Annotated in this window: 21 protein-coding genes; 12 read left to right on the forward strand and 9 right to left on the reverse strand. The window is 66.9% G+C overall.

From position 1 onward, the window contains the following. Positions 1–36: 36 nt before the first annotated feature. The 3 genes from OHA40_RS15090 to OHA40_RS15100 all read left to right on the forward strand — a co-directional run bounded on the left by OHA40_RS15090 (position 37) and on the right by OHA40_RS15100 (position 2,930). Positions 37–1,374 carry a WS/DGAT/MGAT family O-acyltransferase gene (locus OHA40_RS15090; RefSeq protein WP_330233668.1) on the forward strand — a complete coding sequence of 446 codons (1,338 nt, stop codon included), beginning with the start codon at positions 37–39 and terminating at the stop codon, positions 1,372–1,374. Positions 1,375–1,595: 221 nt separating this feature from the next. Continuing rightward, complete coding sequence (locus tag OHA40_RS15095; protein WP_330233669.1) at positions 1,596–2,720, forward strand: NAD(P)H-dependent flavin oxidoreductase; 1,125 nt, start codon at positions 1,596–1,598, stop codon at positions 2,718–2,720. Positions 2,721–2,759: 39 nt separating this feature from the next. Beyond that, entirely contained in the window at positions 2,760–2,930 is a 171-nt protein-coding gene (locus OHA40_RS15100) for a hypothetical protein (protein WP_330233670.1), read from the forward strand. 193 nt (positions 2,931–3,123) lie between these two features. On the opposite strand, the gene OHA40_RS15105 is transcribed toward OHA40_RS15100, so the two are convergent. Then, positions 3,124–3,900 carry a winged helix-turn-helix domain-containing protein gene (locus OHA40_RS15105; protein WP_330233671.1) on the reverse strand — a complete coding sequence of 259 codons (777 nt, stop codon included), beginning with the start codon at positions 3,898–3,900 and terminating at the stop codon, positions 3,124–3,126. Between the two features lie 240 nt (positions 3,901–4,140). On the opposite strand from OHA40_RS15105, the gene OHA40_RS15110 reads away from it, so the two are divergent. Next, entirely contained in the window at positions 4,141–5,496 is a 1,356-nt protein-coding gene (locus OHA40_RS15110; protein ID WP_330233672.1) for an ABC1 kinase family protein, read from the forward strand. A 56-nt stretch (positions 5,497–5,552) separates the two neighbouring features. On the opposite strand, the gene OHA40_RS15115 is transcribed toward OHA40_RS15110, so the two are convergent. Beyond that, the gene (locus OHA40_RS15115; protein ID WP_330233673.1) at positions 5,553–6,152 is read right to left on the reverse strand and encodes a DUF459 domain-containing protein; all 600 of its coding nucleotides are present in this window, start codon (positions 6,150–6,152) and stop codon (positions 5,553–5,555) included. Positions 6,153–6,238: 86 nt separating this feature from the next. Here OHA40_RS15115 and OHA40_RS15120 point away from each other — a divergent pair, with 86 nt between their 5' ends. Beyond that, positions 6,239–7,033, forward strand: a complete 795-nt coding sequence (locus OHA40_RS15120; RefSeq protein WP_330233674.1) for a 2OG-Fe(II) oxygenase — start codon at positions 6,239–6,241, stop codon at positions 7,031–7,033. Continuing rightward, a complete protein-coding gene (locus OHA40_RS15125; RefSeq protein ID WP_330233675.1) occupies positions 7,020–7,799 on the forward strand; it encodes an SDR family NAD(P)-dependent oxidoreductase in 780 nt (259 codons plus the stop codon). The genes OHA40_RS15120 and OHA40_RS15125 overlap by 14 nt, the downstream gene beginning before the upstream one ends. 7 nt (positions 7,800–7,806) lie before the next feature. Here OHA40_RS15125 and OHA40_RS15130 read toward each other — a convergent pair whose 3' ends face one another. Further along, complete coding sequence (locus OHA40_RS15130) at positions 7,807–8,664, reverse strand: SDR family NAD(P)-dependent oxidoreductase (RefSeq protein ID WP_330233676.1); 858 nt, start codon at positions 8,662–8,664, stop codon at positions 7,807–7,809. A gap of 20 nt (positions 8,665–8,684) precedes the next feature. Beyond that, a complete protein-coding gene (locus OHA40_RS15135; RefSeq protein ID WP_330233677.1) occupies positions 8,685–9,584 on the reverse strand; it encodes a polysaccharide deacetylase family protein in 900 nt (299 codons plus the stop codon). A 462-nt stretch (positions 9,585–10,046) separates the two neighbouring features. On the opposite strand from OHA40_RS15135, the gene OHA40_RS15140 reads away from it, so the two are divergent. After that, positions 10,047–12,368 carry a lysylphosphatidylglycerol synthase transmembrane domain-containing protein gene (locus tag OHA40_RS15140; RefSeq protein ID WP_330233678.1) on the forward strand — a complete coding sequence of 774 codons (2,322 nt, stop codon included), beginning with the start codon at positions 10,047–10,049 and terminating at the stop codon, positions 12,366–12,368. A 300-nt stretch (positions 12,369–12,668) separates the two neighbouring features. Here OHA40_RS15140 and OHA40_RS15145 read toward each other — a convergent pair whose 3' ends face one another. Further along, positions 12,669–13,355, reverse strand: a complete 687-nt coding sequence (locus tag OHA40_RS15145) for a class I SAM-dependent methyltransferase (RefSeq protein WP_330233679.1) — start codon at positions 13,353–13,355, stop codon at positions 12,669–12,671. A 99-nt stretch (positions 13,356–13,454) separates the two neighbouring features. Between OHA40_RS15145 and OHA40_RS15150 the strand changes: the two genes are divergently transcribed. Continuing rightward, positions 13,455–14,042 (forward strand): TetR/AcrR family transcriptional regulator, encoded by a 588-nt coding sequence (locus OHA40_RS15150; RefSeq protein WP_330233680.1) that lies wholly within the window; start codon positions 13,455–13,457, stop codon positions 14,040–14,042. A 237-nt stretch (positions 14,043–14,279) separates the two neighbouring features. Beyond that, entirely contained in the window at positions 14,280–14,909 is a 630-nt protein-coding gene (locus OHA40_RS15155; protein ID WP_330233681.1) for a hypothetical protein, read from the forward strand. Between the two features lie 212 nt (positions 14,910–15,121). Here OHA40_RS15155 and OHA40_RS15160 read toward each other — a convergent pair whose 3' ends face one another. Together OHA40_RS15160 and OHA40_RS34725 are read right to left on the reverse strand one after the other, a co-directional pair. Continuing rightward, positions 15,122–15,457, reverse strand: a complete 336-nt coding sequence (locus OHA40_RS15160; protein WP_330233682.1) for a DUF397 domain-containing protein — start codon at positions 15,455–15,457, stop codon at positions 15,122–15,124. 13 nt (positions 15,458–15,470) lie between these two features. Then, entirely contained in the window at positions 15,471–15,773 is a 303-nt protein-coding gene (locus OHA40_RS34725) for a Scr1 family TA system antitoxin-like transcriptional regulator (RefSeq protein ID WP_442944049.1), read from the reverse strand. Positions 15,774–15,918: 145 nt separating this feature from the next. Here OHA40_RS34725 and OHA40_RS15165 point away from each other — a divergent pair, with 145 nt between their 5' ends. Continuing rightward, a complete protein-coding gene (locus OHA40_RS15165) occupies positions 15,919–16,425 on the forward strand; it encodes a hypothetical protein (RefSeq protein ID WP_330233683.1) in 507 nt (168 codons plus the stop codon). Between the two features lie 34 nt (positions 16,426–16,459). Continuing rightward, on the forward strand, positions 16,460–16,696 hold the full coding sequence (locus tag OHA40_RS15170) for a hypothetical protein (protein WP_330233684.1): 237 nt from the start codon (positions 16,460–16,462) through the stop codon (positions 16,694–16,696). Here OHA40_RS15170 and OHA40_RS15175 read toward each other — a convergent pair. Continuing rightward, entirely contained in the window at positions 16,693–17,268 is a 576-nt protein-coding gene (locus OHA40_RS15175; RefSeq protein ID WP_330233685.1) for an RBBP9/YdeN family alpha/beta hydrolase, read from the reverse strand. The genes OHA40_RS15170 and OHA40_RS15175 overlap by 4 nt on opposite strands. Here OHA40_RS15175 and OHA40_RS15180 point away from each other — a divergent pair. Then, positions 17,231–17,701 (forward strand): MerR family transcriptional regulator, encoded by a 471-nt coding sequence (locus tag OHA40_RS15180; protein WP_330233686.1) that lies wholly within the window; start codon positions 17,231–17,233, stop codon positions 17,699–17,701. The genes OHA40_RS15175 and OHA40_RS15180 overlap by 38 nt on opposite strands. Positions 17,702–17,724: 23 nt before the next feature. Here OHA40_RS15180 and OHA40_RS15185 read toward each other — a convergent pair whose 3' ends face one another. Beyond that, positions 17,725–18,327, reverse strand: a complete 603-nt coding sequence (locus OHA40_RS15185; protein ID WP_330233687.1) for a cysteine hydrolase — start codon at positions 18,325–18,327, stop codon at positions 17,725–17,727. Between the last annotated feature and the right edge of the window lie 62 nt (positions 18,328–18,389).

An 18,389-nucleotide genomic window follows, 5' to 3' on the forward strand; every position in this document is an offset into this window, starting at 1 on the left:
AAAACTTTTCACCACTGTCGTCAGGGGGCGACCGTCATGGAATTCATCGCACCGGTCGATGCGGTATTTCTGCTCGCCGAGTCCCGCGAGCAGCCGATGCACGTCGGATCGCTGCAACTGTTCGAGCCGCCCGAAGACGCCGGCGCCGACTTCGCCGCGCACACACATGAAAAACTCTTACGCTGCACCGACATAGATCCGACCTTCCGCAAGCATCCCGCAACAATGCTCGGGTCACCGCAACTGGCCTGGACATATGCCGAGGACATCGAACTGGACTATCACGTGCGGCGGCTGGCCGTGCCGGGTCCCGGACGGATGGACCAACTCGTCGAGCTGGCCTCCGGACTGCACAGCAGCCTGCTCGACCGGCATCGCCCACTCTGGGAGATCCATCTGATCGAGGGTCTCGCCGACGGTCGGTTCGCGCTGTATTCGAAGATGCACCACGCGTTGATCGACGGCGTTTCGGCACAACGTCTTCTGCGGCGCACCTTGACCAGCGACCCGTCCTGCACCGCGGCGCCGGTGCCGTGGCATCTGCCCCGGGCACGGCGCAGGGCGGAGCCGTCCGGAGTGCGCGCCACTACGCGAAACCTGCTGTCGGCGGCGACTTCCGGCGCATCGCTGCTGCGCGCCGCCCGCGATGCCATGCTGCGACAGCAGCCTTTCGCGGCGCCGCGCACCATGTTCAACGTGCCGATCGGCGGTGCGCGCCGATCGGTGGTCCGGTCCTGGCCGTTGGAGCGGCTGCAGCAAGTCAAGAAAGCGACCGGTGCGACGCTCAACGATGTCGTGCTCGCCATGTCGGCGGGCGCGCTGCGCGGCTATCTGCTGGAACGAGACGCCTTGCCCGACAAGCCGTTGATCGCGATGGTGCCGGTGTCGCTGCGTTCCGATGACGACAACGAGACCAATGGGGTGAAAGTCGGCGCGGCGCTGTGCAACCTCGCCACCGATCTCGCCGATCCGCTGGAGCGGCTGCGCGTGGTCAGCGCGTCGATGCACGACAGCAAAGAGGTCTACCGCGCGCTGTCGTGCAACCAGACGATGGCGCTGTCGGCATTGATGCTCAGTCCACTGGCCCTCAATCTCGTGCCCGCGCTCATTCCGTGGACCAATCCGACGTTCAATATCGTCATTTCGAACGTGCCGGGCCCGCGCGAACCCATGTACTGGAACGGTGCGCGTCTCGATGCCAGTTATCCGCTGTCGATCCCGTTCGACGGGCAGGCGGTGAACATCACGCTGACCTCCAACGCGGGCAATCTCGATTTCGGCCTGGTCGGCTGCCGCCGCAGCGTGCCACACATGCCCCGGCTGCTCGATCACCTGGAGGACTCCCTCGCCGAGTTGGAGCGGGCCGCGGCCTGACACCGCGGCGGGGACTCCCTCGGAAAACTAGAACGTGTTACTGTCGATGCATGGTGCGCGGGCCAGTCGCGGACGCCGCAGCGGCTTTACGGCGATATCTGCAGCTTGCGGCGGAATCTACGTGCAGCTGGCCCGCCGCACCGTGCGCTGAATATGCAACTCGTTCTAGTAGACCTGCGCCGCACCGTTCGCGGCGGAGCAGTTAGGGAGACCAGCACGCCATGCGTACCGAAATCTGCGAACGGCTCGGGATCGAATTCCCCATCTTCGCGTTCACCCACTGCCGCGACGTGGCGGCCGCGGTCAGCAACGCCGGCGGACTCGGTGTGCTCGGTGCGGTCGGGTTCACCGCCGAGCAGCTGGAGGTCGAGCTGGCTTGGCTCGACGAGCACGTGCATGGCGTCTACGGCGTCGATCTGGTGATTCCGTCCAAGTACGAGGGCAAGGGGATCGATGGCCTCACCCCCGAGCAGTTGGAAGCGAAACTGGCCGAATTGGTCCCGCAGGGTCATCGCGACTTCGCCGAGAAGATCCTCGCCGACCATGGCGTCCCCGAGTTGCCCGAGAATGAGCACCACAACCAGCTGCTCGGCTGGACCGCAACCACCGCGGGCCCGCAGGTGGAGGTGATTCTGCGGCATCCGAAGGCGAAGCTGGTCGCCAACGCACTCGGCACCCCGCCCGAGGAGGTCGTCAAGCAGGTGCAGGAGTCCGGCAGGCTGATCGGCGCGCTGTGCGGTTCGGTCAAGCACGCGCTCAACCACAAGCGGGCGGGCCTGGACTTCGTGGTCTGCCAGGGCACCGAAGGCGGCGGCCACTGCGGTGAGGTCTCCTCGCTGGTGCTGTGGCCGCAGGTGATCGATGCGGTCGGCGATCTGCCGGTGCTGGCCGCGGGCGGCATCGGCAATGGCCGCCAGGTGGCCGCGGCGATGGCGATGGGCGCTGCGGGCGCGTGGACCGGCTCGCTGTGGCTGACCGTCGAGGAGGCCAACGTGCCGCCCGCGCAGATGCAGACCTACATCGAGGCCACCAGCCACGACACCGTGCGGTCGCGCGCCTGGACCGGCAAACCCGCCCGCATGCTGCGCAACGACTGGACCGAGGCGTGGGAGCGGGCCGAGACGCCGGACCCGCTGCCGATGCCGCTGCAGATGATGGTCGCCCTGGACGGCGTGAAGCGCGGCCATCGCTACCCGGAGGCGGCCAAGGACGTCAACTTCAACCCGGTCGGTCAGATCGTCGGCATGATGAACCGGGTGGAGCGCTCCGCCGACGTGGTGAACCGGCTGATCGAGGAGTACGTGGAGGCGTGCGAACGTCTCAACAAGCTCAACGGGGGGATCTGAGTCGTCCGAAGGCATTGCCCGGAGGAGATCAGGTCGGCGATGCCCGCAGTACGGCCGCGCGGCATCCCGCCCGGTCGGGTCCCGCAACACGGACGCATGGACGATATCCGCGCCGCCAACGGCAGGCCGCAAGGCGGCGAGTTGATCCAGCTCGCGGCGCGCCGGGCATCGCGATCGTGCTGCGCCGAGCGGGGATTCGCGACGATCTGAATCGGACCTCGGACCGTGGCCCGTTGCCTGCGCGACCTCGGCGGACACGCTACTTCGACGACCCAATGTCTGAGACATACATGCGGACTACCCCGGCTGCATGGCAGCCTGTTCAGGCTCAGCCGACGGTATTCGCTCGGAGCGTTGCCCATTCGCGTCCCAGACGCGTTGTGCAGCGTACGAGAGACAGTAGCTATGCCGTAGCGGCACGCGGCTCGTCGAGAGCCTGCTCGACGCTGCCGACCAACTCCTCGAACCGCGCGATGACCTTCTCGTGGTACATGCCGAACAGATCCTCGAACAGCGCCAGCTGCGCTTCGGTCGGCCCGGACCCGGAGTCCCACACCGCGGCGAGGGCCCGCCACACGAGGACGTGCAGGTCGGGCGCCCCCGCGAAGTACGCCTCGACCGCCTCCGGCACCTCGAGCACCATCTCGCCGATCGAGTTCAGGATCGCGCGCTGCATGGTGAGACCGAGCGCGGTCAGCAACCTGCGCACCAGCGCGACCTCGATGGTCAGGAGCTGCCGCAGGTCCGGAGCGTCCTGGCGGGCAATCGATTCGAGCTCGTCGATCGAGGCCTTCCACGCGGCCGTGTCGATCGGCTGCTCGCCACTGGTGTAGGTGAGCAGCGCCCCGAGCACGAGATTGCGCTCGACGTCCACGATGTCGCGGAACATCTCGATCGCGATGTCCGGCATAGGAATCGAGAAACGGAACAGCTGACGGTATAGGTCGACGCCGCCGGACTCCCGGACGTCACGAATCGTGAATCCCTTGCCACGCCGCGCTTCGACGAAACCGTACGACTCCAGCCGACCCAAGGTCAGCTGCGCCGTCGCGCGGTTCATGTCGAACTCTTCGGCGACCTGACGCACCGACGGCATGAGATCCCCCGGTTGATATTCCCCCGCGGCAACCCGGCGCGCCAGCTCGTCGGCAACGTCGGCGACCACCGTCTGGGATCCCATCGAAGTCACCTTTCGACTATTTTCGAACACGTCCCAGACAGTCTAGGCCCTACTGTTCGGTACTGCACCTGTGTCACACTTGTCCGCGCAACTGTGAGGTGACTCATGACTTTCCGTCCCTTCGGTGAACGCCCCGAGGAGGGGTTCCCGGGCACGCGATCCCGGATTTTCGCGTCGCGATCCTACGATAAACCTCCAGTTCGCAGCACAATTCGCGGCGCCAAGCTCGCCGCGCTCCCTATGGCCTACGTCGGACGTCGGGCGACGGGCGTCGGTAAACGCGCCCTCGGCAAATCGGCCGAAGAAGTCAATCGCGACATCCAACTCCGCACAGCGCAGCATATTTTCGAAGTACTCGGCGAGCTGAAGGGCTGCGCCGCGAAACTCGGCCAGCTGCTGGCCATCTACGAGCTGGCGCTGCCGCAGGAGCTCGCCGAGCCGTATCGGATCGCGCTCAGCCGACTCCAGGACGCCGCGCCCGCCATGCTGCCGCACACGGTGCATGCCGCCATGGCGGCCAGCATGGGCGAGCACTGGCGGTCGCAGTTCCGCGAGTTCGACGACCGGCGCGCCGCAGCGGCCTCGCTCGGCCAGGTGCACCGCGCGGTCTGGCACGACGGCAGACAGGTCGCGGTCAAGGTGATGTACCCCGGCGGCAGGGAGGCGGTGGCCGGCGATCTGGACCAGCTGCGCCGAATCTCCTATCTCGCAGCGGTATTCCTGCCCGGCGCGGACATCAAGTCGGTGACCGAGGCGATCTGTGCGTCGGTCACCGAAGAACTCGACTACGCCGCCGAGGCCGACCATCAAAGGGCTTTCGCCGCCGCCTACGCCGAGGATCCGGATTTCTACGTGCCCGACGTCGTCGCGCAGCACGGCGACGTACTGATCAGCGAATGGATCGAGGGGACGCCGGTGCCGCGGATCGTGGCCTCCGGGTCGCGGTCGGAGCGAAACCGGGTCGGCATGCTCATGGTCCGCTTCGTGACCTCGGGCTGGGGCCGCCACGGTCTGCTGTACGCCGATCCACACCCGGGGAACTTCCGGGTGCTGTCGGACGGCCGGCTCGGCGTGGTGGACTTCGGCGCGTGCTGCGCGTGGCCGCCAGCGGGTTTCGACGAGCTGACCCTGGATTACTGCAAGGCGATCTTCACCGGCGGCCCGGAAGCCCTGGCGGCCGCCACACGCAGGCACGGATTCGTGGAAACCGGACGGGCCTTCGACAGCGAGGCGCTCTACGCCGCGATCAGCCCGTGCGGCGAGCCGCTCCGCCACCCGACCTACCGACTGACCACGCGCTGGCTGCGCAGACAGGTGCTGCGCACGACAAACCCCCGGCTGACCAACGTGGTGCGGCAGATGACCATGCCCGCGTACTTCACTCCGTTCGCCCGCTCGTTCCTCACTCTGGTCGGCGTGCTCAGCCAGCTGGAAGCCGAAGGGCCCTATCGTGCGGAAATCCTTCGCTGGCTGCCGGAATTGGCCGCGGCATTCACTCACGACGAGGAACCGGCGTGCACCACGCGGCCGGTGGATCTGGGTGCGGTGCGCAGGCGGCGGGCCGAAACAGGCGAGCGCAGCTGGTCCGTCGGTTGACTCGGTCGGCAACGCGCACAACCGCGTTCGCTGCGCCGAGCGTGGCACGGGTGCGATCAGCCCGACAACCACTCCCGCCACCGTGGCGCGATCAGTGCGGTGATCTCGTCGTAGCCCGCCGCCCCCGGATGCGCGCCGTCGCCAGCACGCACCTCGGCGGCCCACACCGCGTTGTCGTACAGCGGCTGGTGCACGCGCACGTAAGGCACGTCCGACGCCGCGCAGGTCTGTGCGAACCGCTCGTCGAGCGCGGCCGTGCGGGCATTGTGCTCGGCGTCCGCGACCGGCGGCGGGGCGACTACGAGCACGCGCCAGCCTCGCTCAGCGGCCCGCGCGAGCAGGTTCCCCAGATTGGCCACCGAATCCGCGGGCGCTACCCGCTGTCCGCCGTTCTCGTACATGGCATCGTTCACGCCGAACGACAGCACCACCCTGGCGTCCACACCCTCGGGCAGCCGCGGGGAACACTCGATCAGCCAGCGGTCCATGATGTCGGCCGAGGTCTGCCTGCGCACGCCGAGGTTGTAAGCGGTCAGGGGCACACCCTCCGCGTGCGCCGCGGCCGCGAGCCGGCCCGCCCAGCCCAGGCAGCGTGGATCGCCGACCCCGGCGACGTACGAGTCTCCGACGAAACACACACGCAGATCACGGCTCACCCGCACGATCCTCGCAGCGCCGAGACCCGCCCGCGCGCACCGGGTGCGGGCAATATGATCGCGGAGGGTCAGACCGGGAGGGAGTAATGGTGACAACCGAGTCGGCGCTCGCGACATCGGCGGTTCCGCAGTGGTTCGCGGAGTTGTTCGCTCATCGGCGCTGGGTCCGCCGGAGCCAACCGTTTCCACACGTGTACGCCCGCGACGTCTTCGTTCCCGAGTTCTATCAGCGATTGTCCGATGAAGTGCACCGGGTTCGCCGCGACCGTCCCGAACTGTTCGGTTCGGTCGCCGACGGTTACAGCGCGGACGGAATCCGGCTGGCCGACCTCCGCGACGGCCCGCTCGCGCTGTTCAGCTCCCGGGAATGGCACGATCTGGTCGCCCGGCTCGGCGGAGTCGAGGCGACCGGCGATATCGAGGGATCGGTGCACCATCATCGGCCGGCCAGTCCGTTCGGCTGGCCGCACAACGACCTCAACCCGGCCTGGTTTCCCGGACCGGCTCCTGGCCCCGGCGAGGTACGGCTGCCCGACGGCACGGTCGACACCAAGACCGGGGCCCGCGCGCCAGGCGTTGTCGCACGCGAGACCGTGCGCGCCGTCGCGGTGCTGTTCTATCTGGGCAACCCGGGTTGGCAGCCCGGTGACGGCGGCGAGACCGCGCTGTACAACCACGTCGCCGACGACGCCACGCTGCCCTCGGTGACTCTCGTTCCACCGCTGGACAATTCGATGGTCCTCTTCGAGGTCACCCCCCGCAGCTGGCACACCTTCGCGGGCAACAACGCGAAGGACCGTAACAGTGTGGTGATGTGGGTGCATCGCACCAAGGCGGACGCCGAACGGCGCTGGGGAGGAGACAAGATTGTCCACTGGTGAACGCCGCGTCTGCCTGCTCACCGGCGCGAGTGGCACGCTGGGCGACGCCTTCTGCCGCGCCTACTATCGCGACTACGACATCGTCGCCGTGTGTCGCACCCACACGCCCGCCGCGCCTTCGCAACTGGAGTGGTACGTCGATCCGCTGGCGCCGGATGCGGCAGTGCCGGAGAACGATTCGCGCATCTTCGTGGTGCGCTCCGATCTGACGCAACCGGGCGAGGTAGAACGAGTCGTCGACCTTGCGCTGGCTCGATTCGGCCACGTCGATCTGCTGGTGAACAACGCGGCGCACATCCGGCTCCACCCGCGCGGCATTGTCGACGGCGACGCGGCGCTGGCCGACTTCGATCCACATTTCGCGCTCAATGTGGGTGTGCCGCTGCGTTTTTCGGCACGTTTGGCACAGCGATGCTGGTTGCACGCCGGCCCCGAGAACCGCGCGCGCAACCGCAACATCGTCAATGTCTCGAGCATCTCCGGATCGGAGGTGTACCCCGGACAGACGCTGTACTCCGCGTCGAAGGCCGCGCTGAATCAGCTGACCCGCAATATCGCCGCCGAGTTCGCCGAGTTCGGTGTGCGTGCCAATGCCATCGCGCCCAACAGTTTCCCCACCCTGGTGCCCACCGAGCAGGTCGCTCGCGCGATCGTCGAGCTCGACGCGAGCGACGGGACCGGTGCGGTGTACGGCGTCGGCGTCGAGCTGAACCAGGTGGACGAGGCGGACGGCCTCTCCCTCCGGCTCGCCGACGCCGACCCGTAACCGCCGGTTACTCGCCAGGTTCGAGGCCGGTGGCCCGCTCCGACAACGTCCACAATCGCTGTGCGAGATCGGCGTCGATCGCCTGCTTGTTGCTCGGCGGCTCGAGTTTGAACCGGTGGAAGTAGTGGCCGTTGATCGCCGCGCCGTCCGTGGTAGTGGCCAGGTGCACCAGCGGCTCGGCGCCCTTGTCGGGGCGGATGAAGAACGGGCGCGACAGTGGGGACCGGATGAACCAGCCGAGACCGAGCGGGGCGTTGTCGTAGACGTGGGTGGCGACCGCGCCAGGGTGGAAGGCCGCTGTGGTGAGTCCGGTGCCCGCAGTGCGGCGGGCCAGTTCCCTTGTGAACAGGATGTTCGCCAGCTTCGACGCGCCATACGCGCCGAGCTGGTTGAACGGCCCCGTCGGTGCGTTGGCCGTGTCCAGATTCAACTTGGCCATCCGGTAGGTCGTGCTCGAGGTGTTGACCACTCTGGCCTGCGACTGCTTCAGGCGCTCCAGCAGCAGGTTGGTCAGCAGGAACGGCGCCAGGTGGTTGACCTGGAAGGTCAGCTCGTTGCCGTCGTCGGTGACGGTGCGCTTGGGCCAGGCACCGCCTGCGTTGTTGGCCAGCACATCGATGCGCTGATACCGGTCGAGCAGCTGATCGGCCAGCTTGCGCACGTCATCGAGCCGGGCGAAGTCGGCGATGAACGGCTGCGCGCCGGCCTTCGCCGCCACCTCGGCCGTGCGTTCCGGCGACCGGCCCACCACCGCGACGGTGGCGCCGCGAGCCGCGAGCCGCTCCGCCGCCGCGGCGCCGATGCCGGAGCTCGCGCCGGTCACCACCACCGTCTTTCCAGTCAAGTCCTTGTCCTGCACTGCCATTTCTGCCTCCCGAGCATCGGCTATGTGACCCGATCGTCTTCGGATCCGGCGGATTCGGCAAGTGTCGCCCCGCCCGCGTAGTGCCCGGCGATCTCGTCGCTGGTCGTCAGCCACACCCCCGGATGGGTCGCCACGTAGTCGAGCGCTTGGTCCAGGTACTTGATCCGGAACGCCTGGCCGATCACGAACGGATGCAGAGCGAGCGCCATGACGCGGCCGCTGTCGGCCGACTCGGCATAGAGCTGGTCGAGCTGATCACGGACGATCTGCACGAAATCCGGACCGCTGGTGGCCTTGCCCAGGAACAGGGTGTTGTCGTTGAGTTCCACCGAGTAGGGGACGCTGAGCACGCCCGGCACGGACAAGCGATAGGGCTGATCGTCGTTGGTCCAGTCGAGCACATAATCCAGGCCGAGTTCGGCGAGCAGTCGCGGGGTCTGGAAGGTCTCGGTGAGCGCGGGACCCATCCAGCCGCGGGGCCTGCGGCCGGTCGCCCGTTCGATGGTCGCGACCACGTCGGCGAGATGGGCGCGTTCCTCGTCCACCGCCATGTCCGCCTGGAAGATGGAATTGTTCTTCCCGTGCGCCAGCCACGCCCAGTTCCGCCGCACGCCCGCGGCGATGATCTGTGGATTATGTTCGGCGACATCGGAATTCAGTAGCGCACTGGCCCGGATGCCGTGCCGGTCGAGCACGTCGATCACCCGCCAGATGCCGACCCGCGGCCCGTAGTCGCGCCAACCGTAGTTCAGCGGATCGGGCGCCAGCCCGGCCGTGCCGGGAAAGATGCTCGTGCTGGGCCGGTCCACCTGATAGTGCTCGACGTTGAGACCGACGTAGAACGCCACCCTCTCGCCGCCGGGCCAGCGCACCGGCGCGCGGTCGACAATCGGGCTGTAGTCGAAGAGTTCGTTGTCCATGTCCCACATGCTCGATCCTGACACCGATGTCAGGATCAACCTCGAGTGTGGGTGATCTAGGGCACAGCCGGTCGCCGGGTCTCGACACCGCCGAGAACCTCGCCGCCACACTGGCCGGTATCGTGCAGCAACGTAACAACTGATCTCGTACTCACGTGGGTAACTCGCCGGGTACGCCCAGAACAGGAGTGGCACCCAACGCAGGACCTGAACGCACATCCCGCGCCACCCAACCAGTACGGCCTGAATTCCCGGAGAGGCGGAGGTGTCACCCAACCCAGGACCTGAACGCACATCCCGCGCCACCCAACCAGTACGGCCTGAATTCCCGGAGAGGCGGAGGTGTCACCCAACCCAGGACCTGAACGCACATCCCGCGTCACCCGACTGGTACGGCCTGACGATCCGGAGCGGCGCAGGAGCGGGCGGGAAATCCCGGTCACGGGGAGCCTGCTACAGCCGTTGATCCGGCGGACGAGCGATATCGTCCGGGTCGTCCTCGCGATCCTGGGGGTGGCGATCGTCGTCGCGGCCTCACTGATCACCCGGCCGGAATGGCTGGCACTGGAGCGTTCGGTATCCAATATCGTCGGTTTCCTGAATCCCGCCCAGTCGAATCTGGTGTACCTGGTCTACGGCATGGCGATCCTGGCGCTGCCGTTCGCGATCCTGATCGAGCTGATCATCGGCAGGCAGTGGAAGCTGCTGGCCGGCTACGCCGCGGCAGGCGTGGTCGCCGGGCTGCTGCTGTCCATCACCGGCACCGGCCTGTCCGCGCCGGTATGGCACCTCCAGGTGCCGGACCGGTTGGACACATTCCTGTCCCAATTCCTGGACGATCCCCGCTGGATCGCGATGATCGCCGCGATGCTCACCGTCTCCAGTCCCTGGCTGCCCATCCGGCCGCGGCGCTGGTTGTGGTTCCTGCTGCTCGCCTTCGCGCCGATCCACTTGGTGGTCAGCACCGTGGTCCCGGCGCGGGCGATGTTCGGGCTCGCGGTCGGCTGGCTGGTGGGTGCGGTGATCGTGCTCGTGGTCGGCACGCCCGCGCTGGAGGTTCCGCTCGACGCCGCCGTCCGGGTGCTCGCCAGGCGCGCCCACGCCGTCACCGGGTTCACCGTGGTGCATCCGGCCGGCCGCGGACCGCTGGTGCTGGCCGCCGCCGTCGAGGGGCCGGAGCGCGAGCTGGTCGTCGAGATGTTCGGCAAGAACCAGCGCAGCTTCGGAGCGCTGCGGACGGTGTGGCGCTGGCTCACCTTCCGCAGCAGCGAAACCGCGGCCATCCACGGTTCCATGCACCGCGCGGTCGAGCACCGCGCGCTGATGGCGATCGCGGTCGGTGACCTCGGGCTGGCCAGCTGTACTCCGGTCGCGGTCGCCGCGCTCTCGCGTGGCTGGATGCTCTTCGCCTACACCCAGCCGCGGGGCAAACCGATCACCGAGTCGGCCGACGAGGCGCTGCCCGGTCTGTGGCAGGCACTCGACAGCCTGCACCAGAAGCAGATCTCGCACGGAGATCTGCGACCTATCGACATCCGCATCATCGACGGAGCGACCGCTTTCGGCGGCTTCGGCAGCGCCGAGTTCGGGGCATCGGACGCACAGATGCAGTCCGACATCGCCCAGTTGCTCGTGACAACCACCGCCGTCTTCGGCAAGGAGCCCGCGGTGCGCGCGGCAATCGGCACCCTCGGCGAATCGCGGGTGCTCGCAGCGGCGAGCCGATTGACCAAGTCGGCCATACCCACCGGGATTCGCAAGTCGCTCCCGGAATGGAAGCGCGCGCTGTCCGACGCGCGCGAGGAGGTGCGCAAGCAGACCGGACAGGACCGGATCGAGGCCGAGCAGATCACCCGGTTCTCCCGCAACCAGATCATCCAGCTGGTGCTGCTGATCGGTCTGGTGTACGTCGCCTATCCGTTCATCAGCGCGGTGCCGACCTTCTTCACTCAGCTGCGCACGGCGAACTGGTGGTGGGCGCTGCTCGGACTGACGGTCTCGGCGCTGACCTACGTCGGCGCGGCGGCGGCGCTGTGGGCCTGTGCGTCCGGTGCGGTGAGCTTCCGGAATCTGGTGATCATGCAGGTTGCCAACACTTTCGCCGCGACGACCACCCCCGCGCGCGTCGGCGGGCTCGCGCTGAGCGTCCGTTTTCTCCAGAAGGGCGGCATCGGCGCCGTCCGCGCCACGGCCGCGGTGGCGCTGCAACAGGCGGTGCAGGTGATCACGCACGTCAGCCTGCTACTCGCGTTCAGCATCGCGGCGGGTACCTCAGCGGATCTGTCGCACTTCGTCCCCGACGCCACGGTGCTGTACCTGCTCGCCGGTGTCGGCGTCGGCATCGTCGGCACCTTCATGTTCGTGCCGAAGCTGCGCCGCTGGCTGAACAACGCGGTCCGGCCGCAATTGCAGGAAGTGCTCGGCGAACTCGCCGATCTGGCCCGCGATCCCAAGCGCTCCGCGGTGATCGTCCTCGGCAGCGCCGCGATCACCCTGGGCCTCGCGGGCGCGCTGTGGGCCAGTGTGGAGGCGTTCGGTGGGGGCACGACCTTCATCACCGTCACCATCGTCACCATGATCGGCGGCACCCTGGCCTCGGCCGCGCCGACCCCGGGCGGCGTCGGTGCGGTCGAGGCCGCGCTGATCGGCGGTCTGGCCGCCTTCGGCTTGCCCGCGAACATCGCGGTGCCCTCGGTGCTGCTGTATCGCGTGCTCACCTGCTGGCTGCCGGTGTTCTGCGGCTGGGCCACCATGCGCTGGATGACCGCGAGGGACCTGATCTGAGCGGCTGCCTCGCCTCCGCTCGGCCCGGCGCGGGCTATGGACGGACTCCGTCCGGCAGCGCCCACTCTGCGGCTGCCTCGCCTCCGCTCGGCCCGGCGCGGGCTATGGACGGACTCCGTCCGGCAGCGCCCACTCTGCGGCTGCCTCAGCCTCCGCTCGGCCCGGCACGGGCTATCGACGCACTCCGTCCGGCAGCGCCCACTCTGCGGCTGCCTCAGCCTCCGCTCGGCCCGGCACGGGCTATCGACGCACTCCGTCCGGCAGCGCCCATTCTGCGGCTGCCTCCGTCCGGCTGCGTCCTTACGGCTTGGTGGCCAGCAGCACTCCGGTTGCGGGGCGCACCGCGACGAACTGCACGTCCTCGAATCCGCTCGCGCGCAGCACGTCCCGGTACCGGCGGATATCGATGCTCGCCAAGTGGTCGCCGTTGTCGTGCGCCGTATCGTGCGTGCGGTGCGCGGCGAAGCGGGCCATAACGCGCACGGCCGTGGAAAGAACCGGGCCGGTCGGGTGCGTATCGGCGAGCAGCAGTCTGCCGCCAGGTCGCAGCACCCGGAACATCTGCGCGACCGCGTCGGAGCGGTGCGCCGCGGGGATGTGGTGCATGGCGAAGGTCGAGGTCACCAGATCGGCGGATGCGTCGGGCAGCGGAAGAGATTGCGCCGTCCCGAGTTCGAACCGGCAGTGCGTCAGGTCGCGGGAGCGCGCGGTCGCGTAGTCGATCATCTGCGGCGACGGATCCACGCCGGTGACCTGGCCGCCCCGGCGCGCCAGCATCCGAGCGAAATCTCCTGGACCACAACCGATATCGACGACTCGAGCGCCGGATGCCGGGCGCGCCAACTCGGCGAGACGTACGTTCAGGCGCCCCCCGCGACCGAGCAGGAACGCGGCTTTGAACGCCCGGTAGCGGCGCGGCTGGGTGAGCAGAACGCCGATGTCGTCGTCCTGCGGAGCAATGGCAGACTTGGGTTCGTTTCCGGTCATATGTTCAGGATCAGCGGAGATAGCCGTCGTTGACCAGGGACAATACCGCGGAGATCATCCGCAACCGGACACAGATGGAACATTTGTTCAGGAGGAATCGTGTCGGATGGTCAGGACACCACGGATAGCACCGATCGCCGGGTCCGGCGCACCAGGACCTCACTGCACCAGGCGCTGATCGAGCTCATGCTCGATCGCGCCTACGACCGGATCACCGTCCGCGACATCCTGGATCGCGCCGACGTCGGACGCTCGACGTTCTATGCGCACTACCGCGACAAGGACGATCTGCTGCTGCGCAGCAGCACCGATTACCTGCGTGCAGCCATGGACAAGGCGGACGCGGGCACCGACGCAGCTGAACCGCTCGCGCCGGTGCGCACCCTGTTCCGGCTGGCCGCCGACAACCCTGAGGTGTACCGAGCGCTGCTCGGCCGCAAGAGCGGCACCGTACTGCTGCGGACGACCAGAGTGATGGTCGGGCAGATCCTCGCCGAGCGGCTGGGCGACCGGCTCGCGATGCCGGAGGACGAGTTCACGACGACCGTGACATTCTTGTCCTGGGGCGTGGTCGGCATGCTCGGCGCCATCGCGGAGCCGCATCCACCGCTCTCGGCCGAGGAGGCATACCAGCACGTGGTCGAGTTGGTCGGCCCCGGTTTGACCAGCCGGGTCCGCGGCGGCTGAGCCGACGCCGTCAGGCTGGAGCCCTTCGGCAAGTTTGACGAATCCTTGCCACACAAGCCCTGATTCCTTGACGGAGCCCATACGGCCGAACTCATAGCCTGGGAAATCGTGCGCCCAACTCCCTGGCAGATCAGAGAATCCCGACCTGAGCAGGTCGGCTCAGCTGGTGGCGCAGCACGACGTCGATCGGATCACGCGCAGCTGCGGGCGGTGCTCGAATCAAGGCGGCGTGCCGTGATGAGCGGCGGAACTCGGCTGCGGGCAGTGTTCGACGGAAACAGGGGTTACCTGTTCGCCGCGGTCGGCTGCGTCATCACGTTTGTCCTGATGTTTCAGCCATGGCTGAGCACGAACACAGGCGGAACCGACGGTGCGATCCACGCGAACGCCTTCGGCCGACTCCATGTGACCACCTTCTGGGTCGATCTCTGGGCGCAATCATCAGTGCCCAATCCGAAGGCCAGCGGAGCGTGGGGCATCCTCACCAGCGCTGCGATCATCATCGCCGTTTGCAGTGTGGCGATCAACAGCGTGGCCCGCATCAAGGCCCTCACCTATCTGACAATCGTTGCCACGGTCTTCGTCGCGGTTTTCACCGTCGCCACCGCGCTCTACCTCAACAGCAGAGGCGATGACCTGACGCGAATGGTTTCCTACGGCAGGGCCCGAGATCCGGGTACACAGGCCGGATTGCTGATCCGATGGGTCAAGGGCCACAACAACTATCCGGCGCCCGGGTTCCGCTCGATTTCCTACGTCACAGCCAGCCTCACCTGGTATGCGATACTCGCCAGCGCGATTTCGCTGCTCTCCGCTGTCGCTGCCATCGCTCAGTGGATACATGGACGCAAGAACCGCCCACTCTGAAATCACCGGCCAGGGCGAGCAGCTCGTAGTGTGCGGCCCGAACGCAACCGCTGCCTACACTGCAACGCCACGCTGACGAGACAACCAGGTGAGTATGGTTCAGCGAGCGTAGTGAAATGGCGGCGTCCCGAGCGCCTTCGGCGACCATTTGCCTACCGGGATCAGCCGCAACCGCTGGTTGTCAGCTGATGGCTGAGGGTTCCACAGTCAGGTCAGCGGCGGTCGAACTGGCCGTCGGCGACGCCCTTGGTGAAGGCGTCCCATTCGTCGGCGTTGTAGAGCAGCGCGACGCCTTGGGCGGAGATCGTGGCTCCGCCGTCCTGGTGGAGGGAGACGGTCACGCCTTCGTCCAGGGTGCCGGAATTCGCGCTCAGGGCGAGATCGAGAAAGGCGGGCCACATCGCGGGCGAGACGGAAACGACCGGCTGTTCTGCCGCAGGGCCGGTGTACTTGCTGTCACGGATGAGCACGGTATCGGTGCGGTGGGCGACCTCGACGCAGGACGTTTCCGAGCCGGAGAATGTGGACTTGAACCAAGCAGTGCTCATGTAGTCACCCTATCTAACGAGCAATCTGCTCGATCAGGCGTAACGATTTTTCTCTGCTGAGCGCGGTCGAGTGAACTCGGTTGTACAGGTAGTCGAGTTCGCCAACTCGCTTGGCGTCCTCCACAACTTCGCCATACAGGGCGGTTTCGAGCCAGCCGAGTGTTGGCAGCCGCGGACTCGCGAAGTCCAGAAGGTGGAAGGTAGCCGCGTTGAGCCCAGCAATTGAGCCCTTGGCATCGAACGGGATAACGCGAAGGTCGTCCCCGACCAGATGAGCCGGACGTGCATCTCCGCTTCGTCTACGTCGGGGCGACAGGCGACTTGGTCATCGACCGCTGTGCGTGCGAGACAGCGGCGCGTGGCTTTCTCGACGCCTGGGGCCGCAGCCACTCCCCAGGTCTGACGGTCTTCGTGGTGAACGACGGCCGAACCGACTTCCAACGATTGAATTGTGAGTTCCTATGGGCACAACCAGGTCCGTCGCGATCCAGCTCGCCTGGCAGCGCCGCGATCTCTACGAGGGCGAATTCGGGCTCCGATCGACAGTCGACCCCGACCTCGGGGCACTGTGGCTCGAAGCCGGACTCGATACCGGAGTGCGGGTAGTCGGCATGCCCGGTGCGATCGGCCGAGTGATGCGAAACGGGCTGTTGCGGTCGGAGATCCACGCACCGGTCATTTCGCACGCCGACACCGGCTGCGCCTGTGGACGATCGCGGCGCTGGCAGTTCCTGTCCGCCGCCGCGCCGGAGGACGTTCAACACATCCGGGGAATCAGCAATGATCCGCTGCTGGTGGTGCACAAGGTGAGCGCCTACCTCGGTATGCGGGTGCGCCTTCCGGCCCCTGGCGACCCGCGCCACGTCTGGATCGACCCGCCGGTACCGGGGGAGATGCCGTATTTCGGAAACTTCGTCGACCGCGTTCGGCACGTCTTCACCCAGATGACCGGAAACGAGGTGCGGTGATGCCGGAGCCGGATGCTCTCCAGGTGATCGAGCCGTGAGCATCGCGGTCTTCGCATGCACGGCCATTTCCATTCTCGTGCAGATCGGTTGTTACCTCGGGGCCATCTGGGTGCTCGAGCGTCGATTGGACCACGAGCTGGCACCGCCGCGTCGCCCTTTGCCGCCGGAGGTGTTACGGGTGCTCACCGAAGCGGGAGTCGTCATCCCACTGCCGTCCGCAACGTTCGCCTTGCGGATTTCTCCGTCCGAGTTGAACAAAGCCGCTGGTTAGCGGGGCGAATGGCCGAGGGCTACAAGAACTTCACGTAGCGAAGTGACGCCGTCCGAAGCGAGGAAGTGACCGGCTCCGGGAACCACCTCTGCGGAAGTTCCGAGGAGGTTGGCAAGACGGTCGGTGTGACCGACGGGAACCAGGGGGTCCGAGTCGGACCGGATAACCGTGAGTCGACCGATGTGGTTGCTGAGCCCCTCCACATCGCAGCCGTCTCCGATGTATGCGTTCAGTTCCGGGAGCGCGGGCAATTGGTCGACGAATCCGGACACCAGCACGAGGGTGCCGACGTGCCAGGGCTCCGGAAGTGAGCGCAGATAGCGCAGCACGGTCAGACAGCCCAAGCTGTGCGCGACGATAGTCGAGTTCTCGTCAACAGTGCCCACCTCGGCGCGGACGGCCTCCGTCCACTGCACCTGGTCCGGCTCTTGTGGATTCGGAAGAGCCGGAACCGTGGTCGGAATGCCTACCGCCTCGAGTTGCCCGGCCAGCCAACCAAACCAGTGATCTTCGGGCGATGCAGAGTAACCGTGGATGATCGAGGCCCGCCGCTGGGTTGTTCCAGTTGTCATACGGCAGGAGCGTATGGGTTCACGTCAGCGTGAATGTCAAGCCGATGAGGAGGACCCAAGAGTGCTGATCAGCGAACTCGCCGAGTTGACCGGCGTGAGCACGCGAGCGCTACGCCACTACGAGGATCGAGGACTATTGGTCCCGGCTCGTAACAGCAGCGGGTACCGGGACTACTCCGAATCCGATGTCACCCGCGTGGCCCAGATCAGAACGATGGTCTCCGCCGGTTTGGGAACCGCGACCGTCGGAAAATATCTCGGTTGCGCCCGCACCAGCGATCACGACATCTTCCTCGAAATGTGCCCAGAACTGCGCGCGGAACTGGACGACTTGGCCAGACGCATCGAAGCCCGCCGAGCAGAACTCAGCGAGACACGGCGACGATTGAACAGGCTCGTATCGATTAGTGGAAGCACGTCGACAACATCATGACCCGCAACAACTGGATCAGGCCGTCAGCCGCCGATCAGCTCCAGCGCCTGTGCGGCGGTCAGGCACCCGGCCGTGACGAGTTCGAGGTTGGCCAGTGCGGCTTCGTGCGCTTCCGGAACGGCCGCGGCCACACAGTCGGACACCGGGTGCACGGTGAATCCGAGATCGGTGCCGTGCCGCGCGGTCTGCTCGACGGTCAGGTTGGTCGCCACGCCGGTGACGAACAGCGTCCCGATGCCTTGATCCGCCAACCACTCCGGAAGCTTGCTGCCCGCGAGGCCGGACAGCTTCTGGTTGTCGAACACGTCCGTGGGCTGCGCTTCCATCTCCGGAATGATCGCGCTGCCGGGGGCGTCGGGACGGAGTTCGGTTTGCGCCGCGCCGACCGAGCGCATGAAACCGGTGTTGCGCACGAGTTCGCCCTCGCCGACCGGGATGGTGAACCGGGTGAAGACCACCGGCACCTCCATCGCGAGCGCCGCGGTGTGGAAGTCCGTCGCCCGAGGCACCACGCCGCTGGCCGCGACGGGCGCGGCCAACATCGGACCGAAGAACCCTTCCGGCCGAACGACATTCACTTGCCAGTGCAGCGCCAGTACCGCGGCGCGGATGCGTCGGATCGCCATGGGGACGACCTTACGCACCGCCGCCCGTTCGTGGTATCCGATTCACGTGAAACGTACGGTCC

This window comes from Nocardia sp. NBC_00508, assembly GCF_036346875.1.
GTDB lineage: Bacteria > Actinomycetota > Actinomycetes > Mycobacteriales > Mycobacteriaceae > Nocardia.

Bases quoted from the DNA above. Each gene is read 5' to 3' on its own strand.
- OHA40_RS15090 (WP_330233668.1), top strand. From the start codon at position 37: ATGGAATTCATCGCACCGGTCGATGCGGTATTTCTGCTCGCCGAGTCC.
- OHA40_RS15095 (WP_330233669.1), top strand. From the start codon at position 1,596: ATGCGTACCGAAATCTGCGAACGGCTCGGGATCGAATTCCCCATCTTC.
- OHA40_RS15100 (WP_330233670.1), top strand. From the start codon at position 2,760: ATGCCCGCAGTACGGCCGCGCGGCATCCCGCCCGGTCGGGTCCCGCAA.
- OHA40_RS15105 (WP_330233671.1), bottom strand. From the start codon at position 3,900: ATGGGATCCCAGACGGTGGTCGCCGACGTTGCCGACGAGCTGGCGCGC.
- OHA40_RS15110 (WP_330233672.1), top strand. From the start codon at position 4,141: ATGGCCTACGTCGGACGTCGGGCGACGGGCGTCGGTAAACGCGCCCTC.
- OHA40_RS15120 (WP_330233674.1), top strand. From the start codon at position 6,239: ATGGTGACAACCGAGTCGGCGCTCGCGACATCGGCGGTTCCGCAGTGG.
- OHA40_RS15130 (WP_330233676.1), bottom strand. From the start codon at position 8,664: ATGGCAGTGCAGGACAAGGACTTGACTGGAAAGACGGTGGTGGTGACC.
- OHA40_RS15135 (WP_330233677.1), bottom strand. From the start codon at position 9,584: ATGGACAACGAACTCTTCGACTACAGCCCGATTGTCGACCGCGCGCCG.
- OHA40_RS15145 (WP_330233679.1), bottom strand. From the start codon at position 13,355: ATGACCGGAAACGAACCCAAGTCTGCCATTGCTCCGCAGGACGACGAC.
- OHA40_RS15155 (WP_330233681.1), top strand. From the start codon at position 14,280: ATGAGCGGCGGAACTCGGCTGCGGGCAGTGTTCGACGGAAACAGGGGT.
- OHA40_RS15160 (WP_330233682.1), bottom strand. From the start codon at position 15,457: ATGAGCACTGCTTGGTTCAAGTCCACATTCTCCGGCTCGGAAACGTCC.
- OHA40_RS15165 (WP_330233683.1), top strand. From the start codon at position 15,919: ATGGGCACAACCAGGTCCGTCGCGATCCAGCTCGCCTGGCAGCGCCGC.
- OHA40_RS15180 (WP_330233686.1), top strand. From the start codon at position 17,231: ATGATCGAGGCCCGCCGCTGGGTTGTTCCAGTTGTCATACGGCAGGAG.
- OHA40_RS15175 (WP_330233685.1), bottom strand. From the start codon at position 17,268: ATGACAACTGGAACAACCCAGCGGCGGGCCTCGATCATCCACGGTTAC.
- OHA40_RS15185 (WP_330233687.1), bottom strand. From the start codon at position 18,327: ATGGCGATCCGACGCATCCGCGCCGCGGTACTGGCGCTGCACTGGCAA.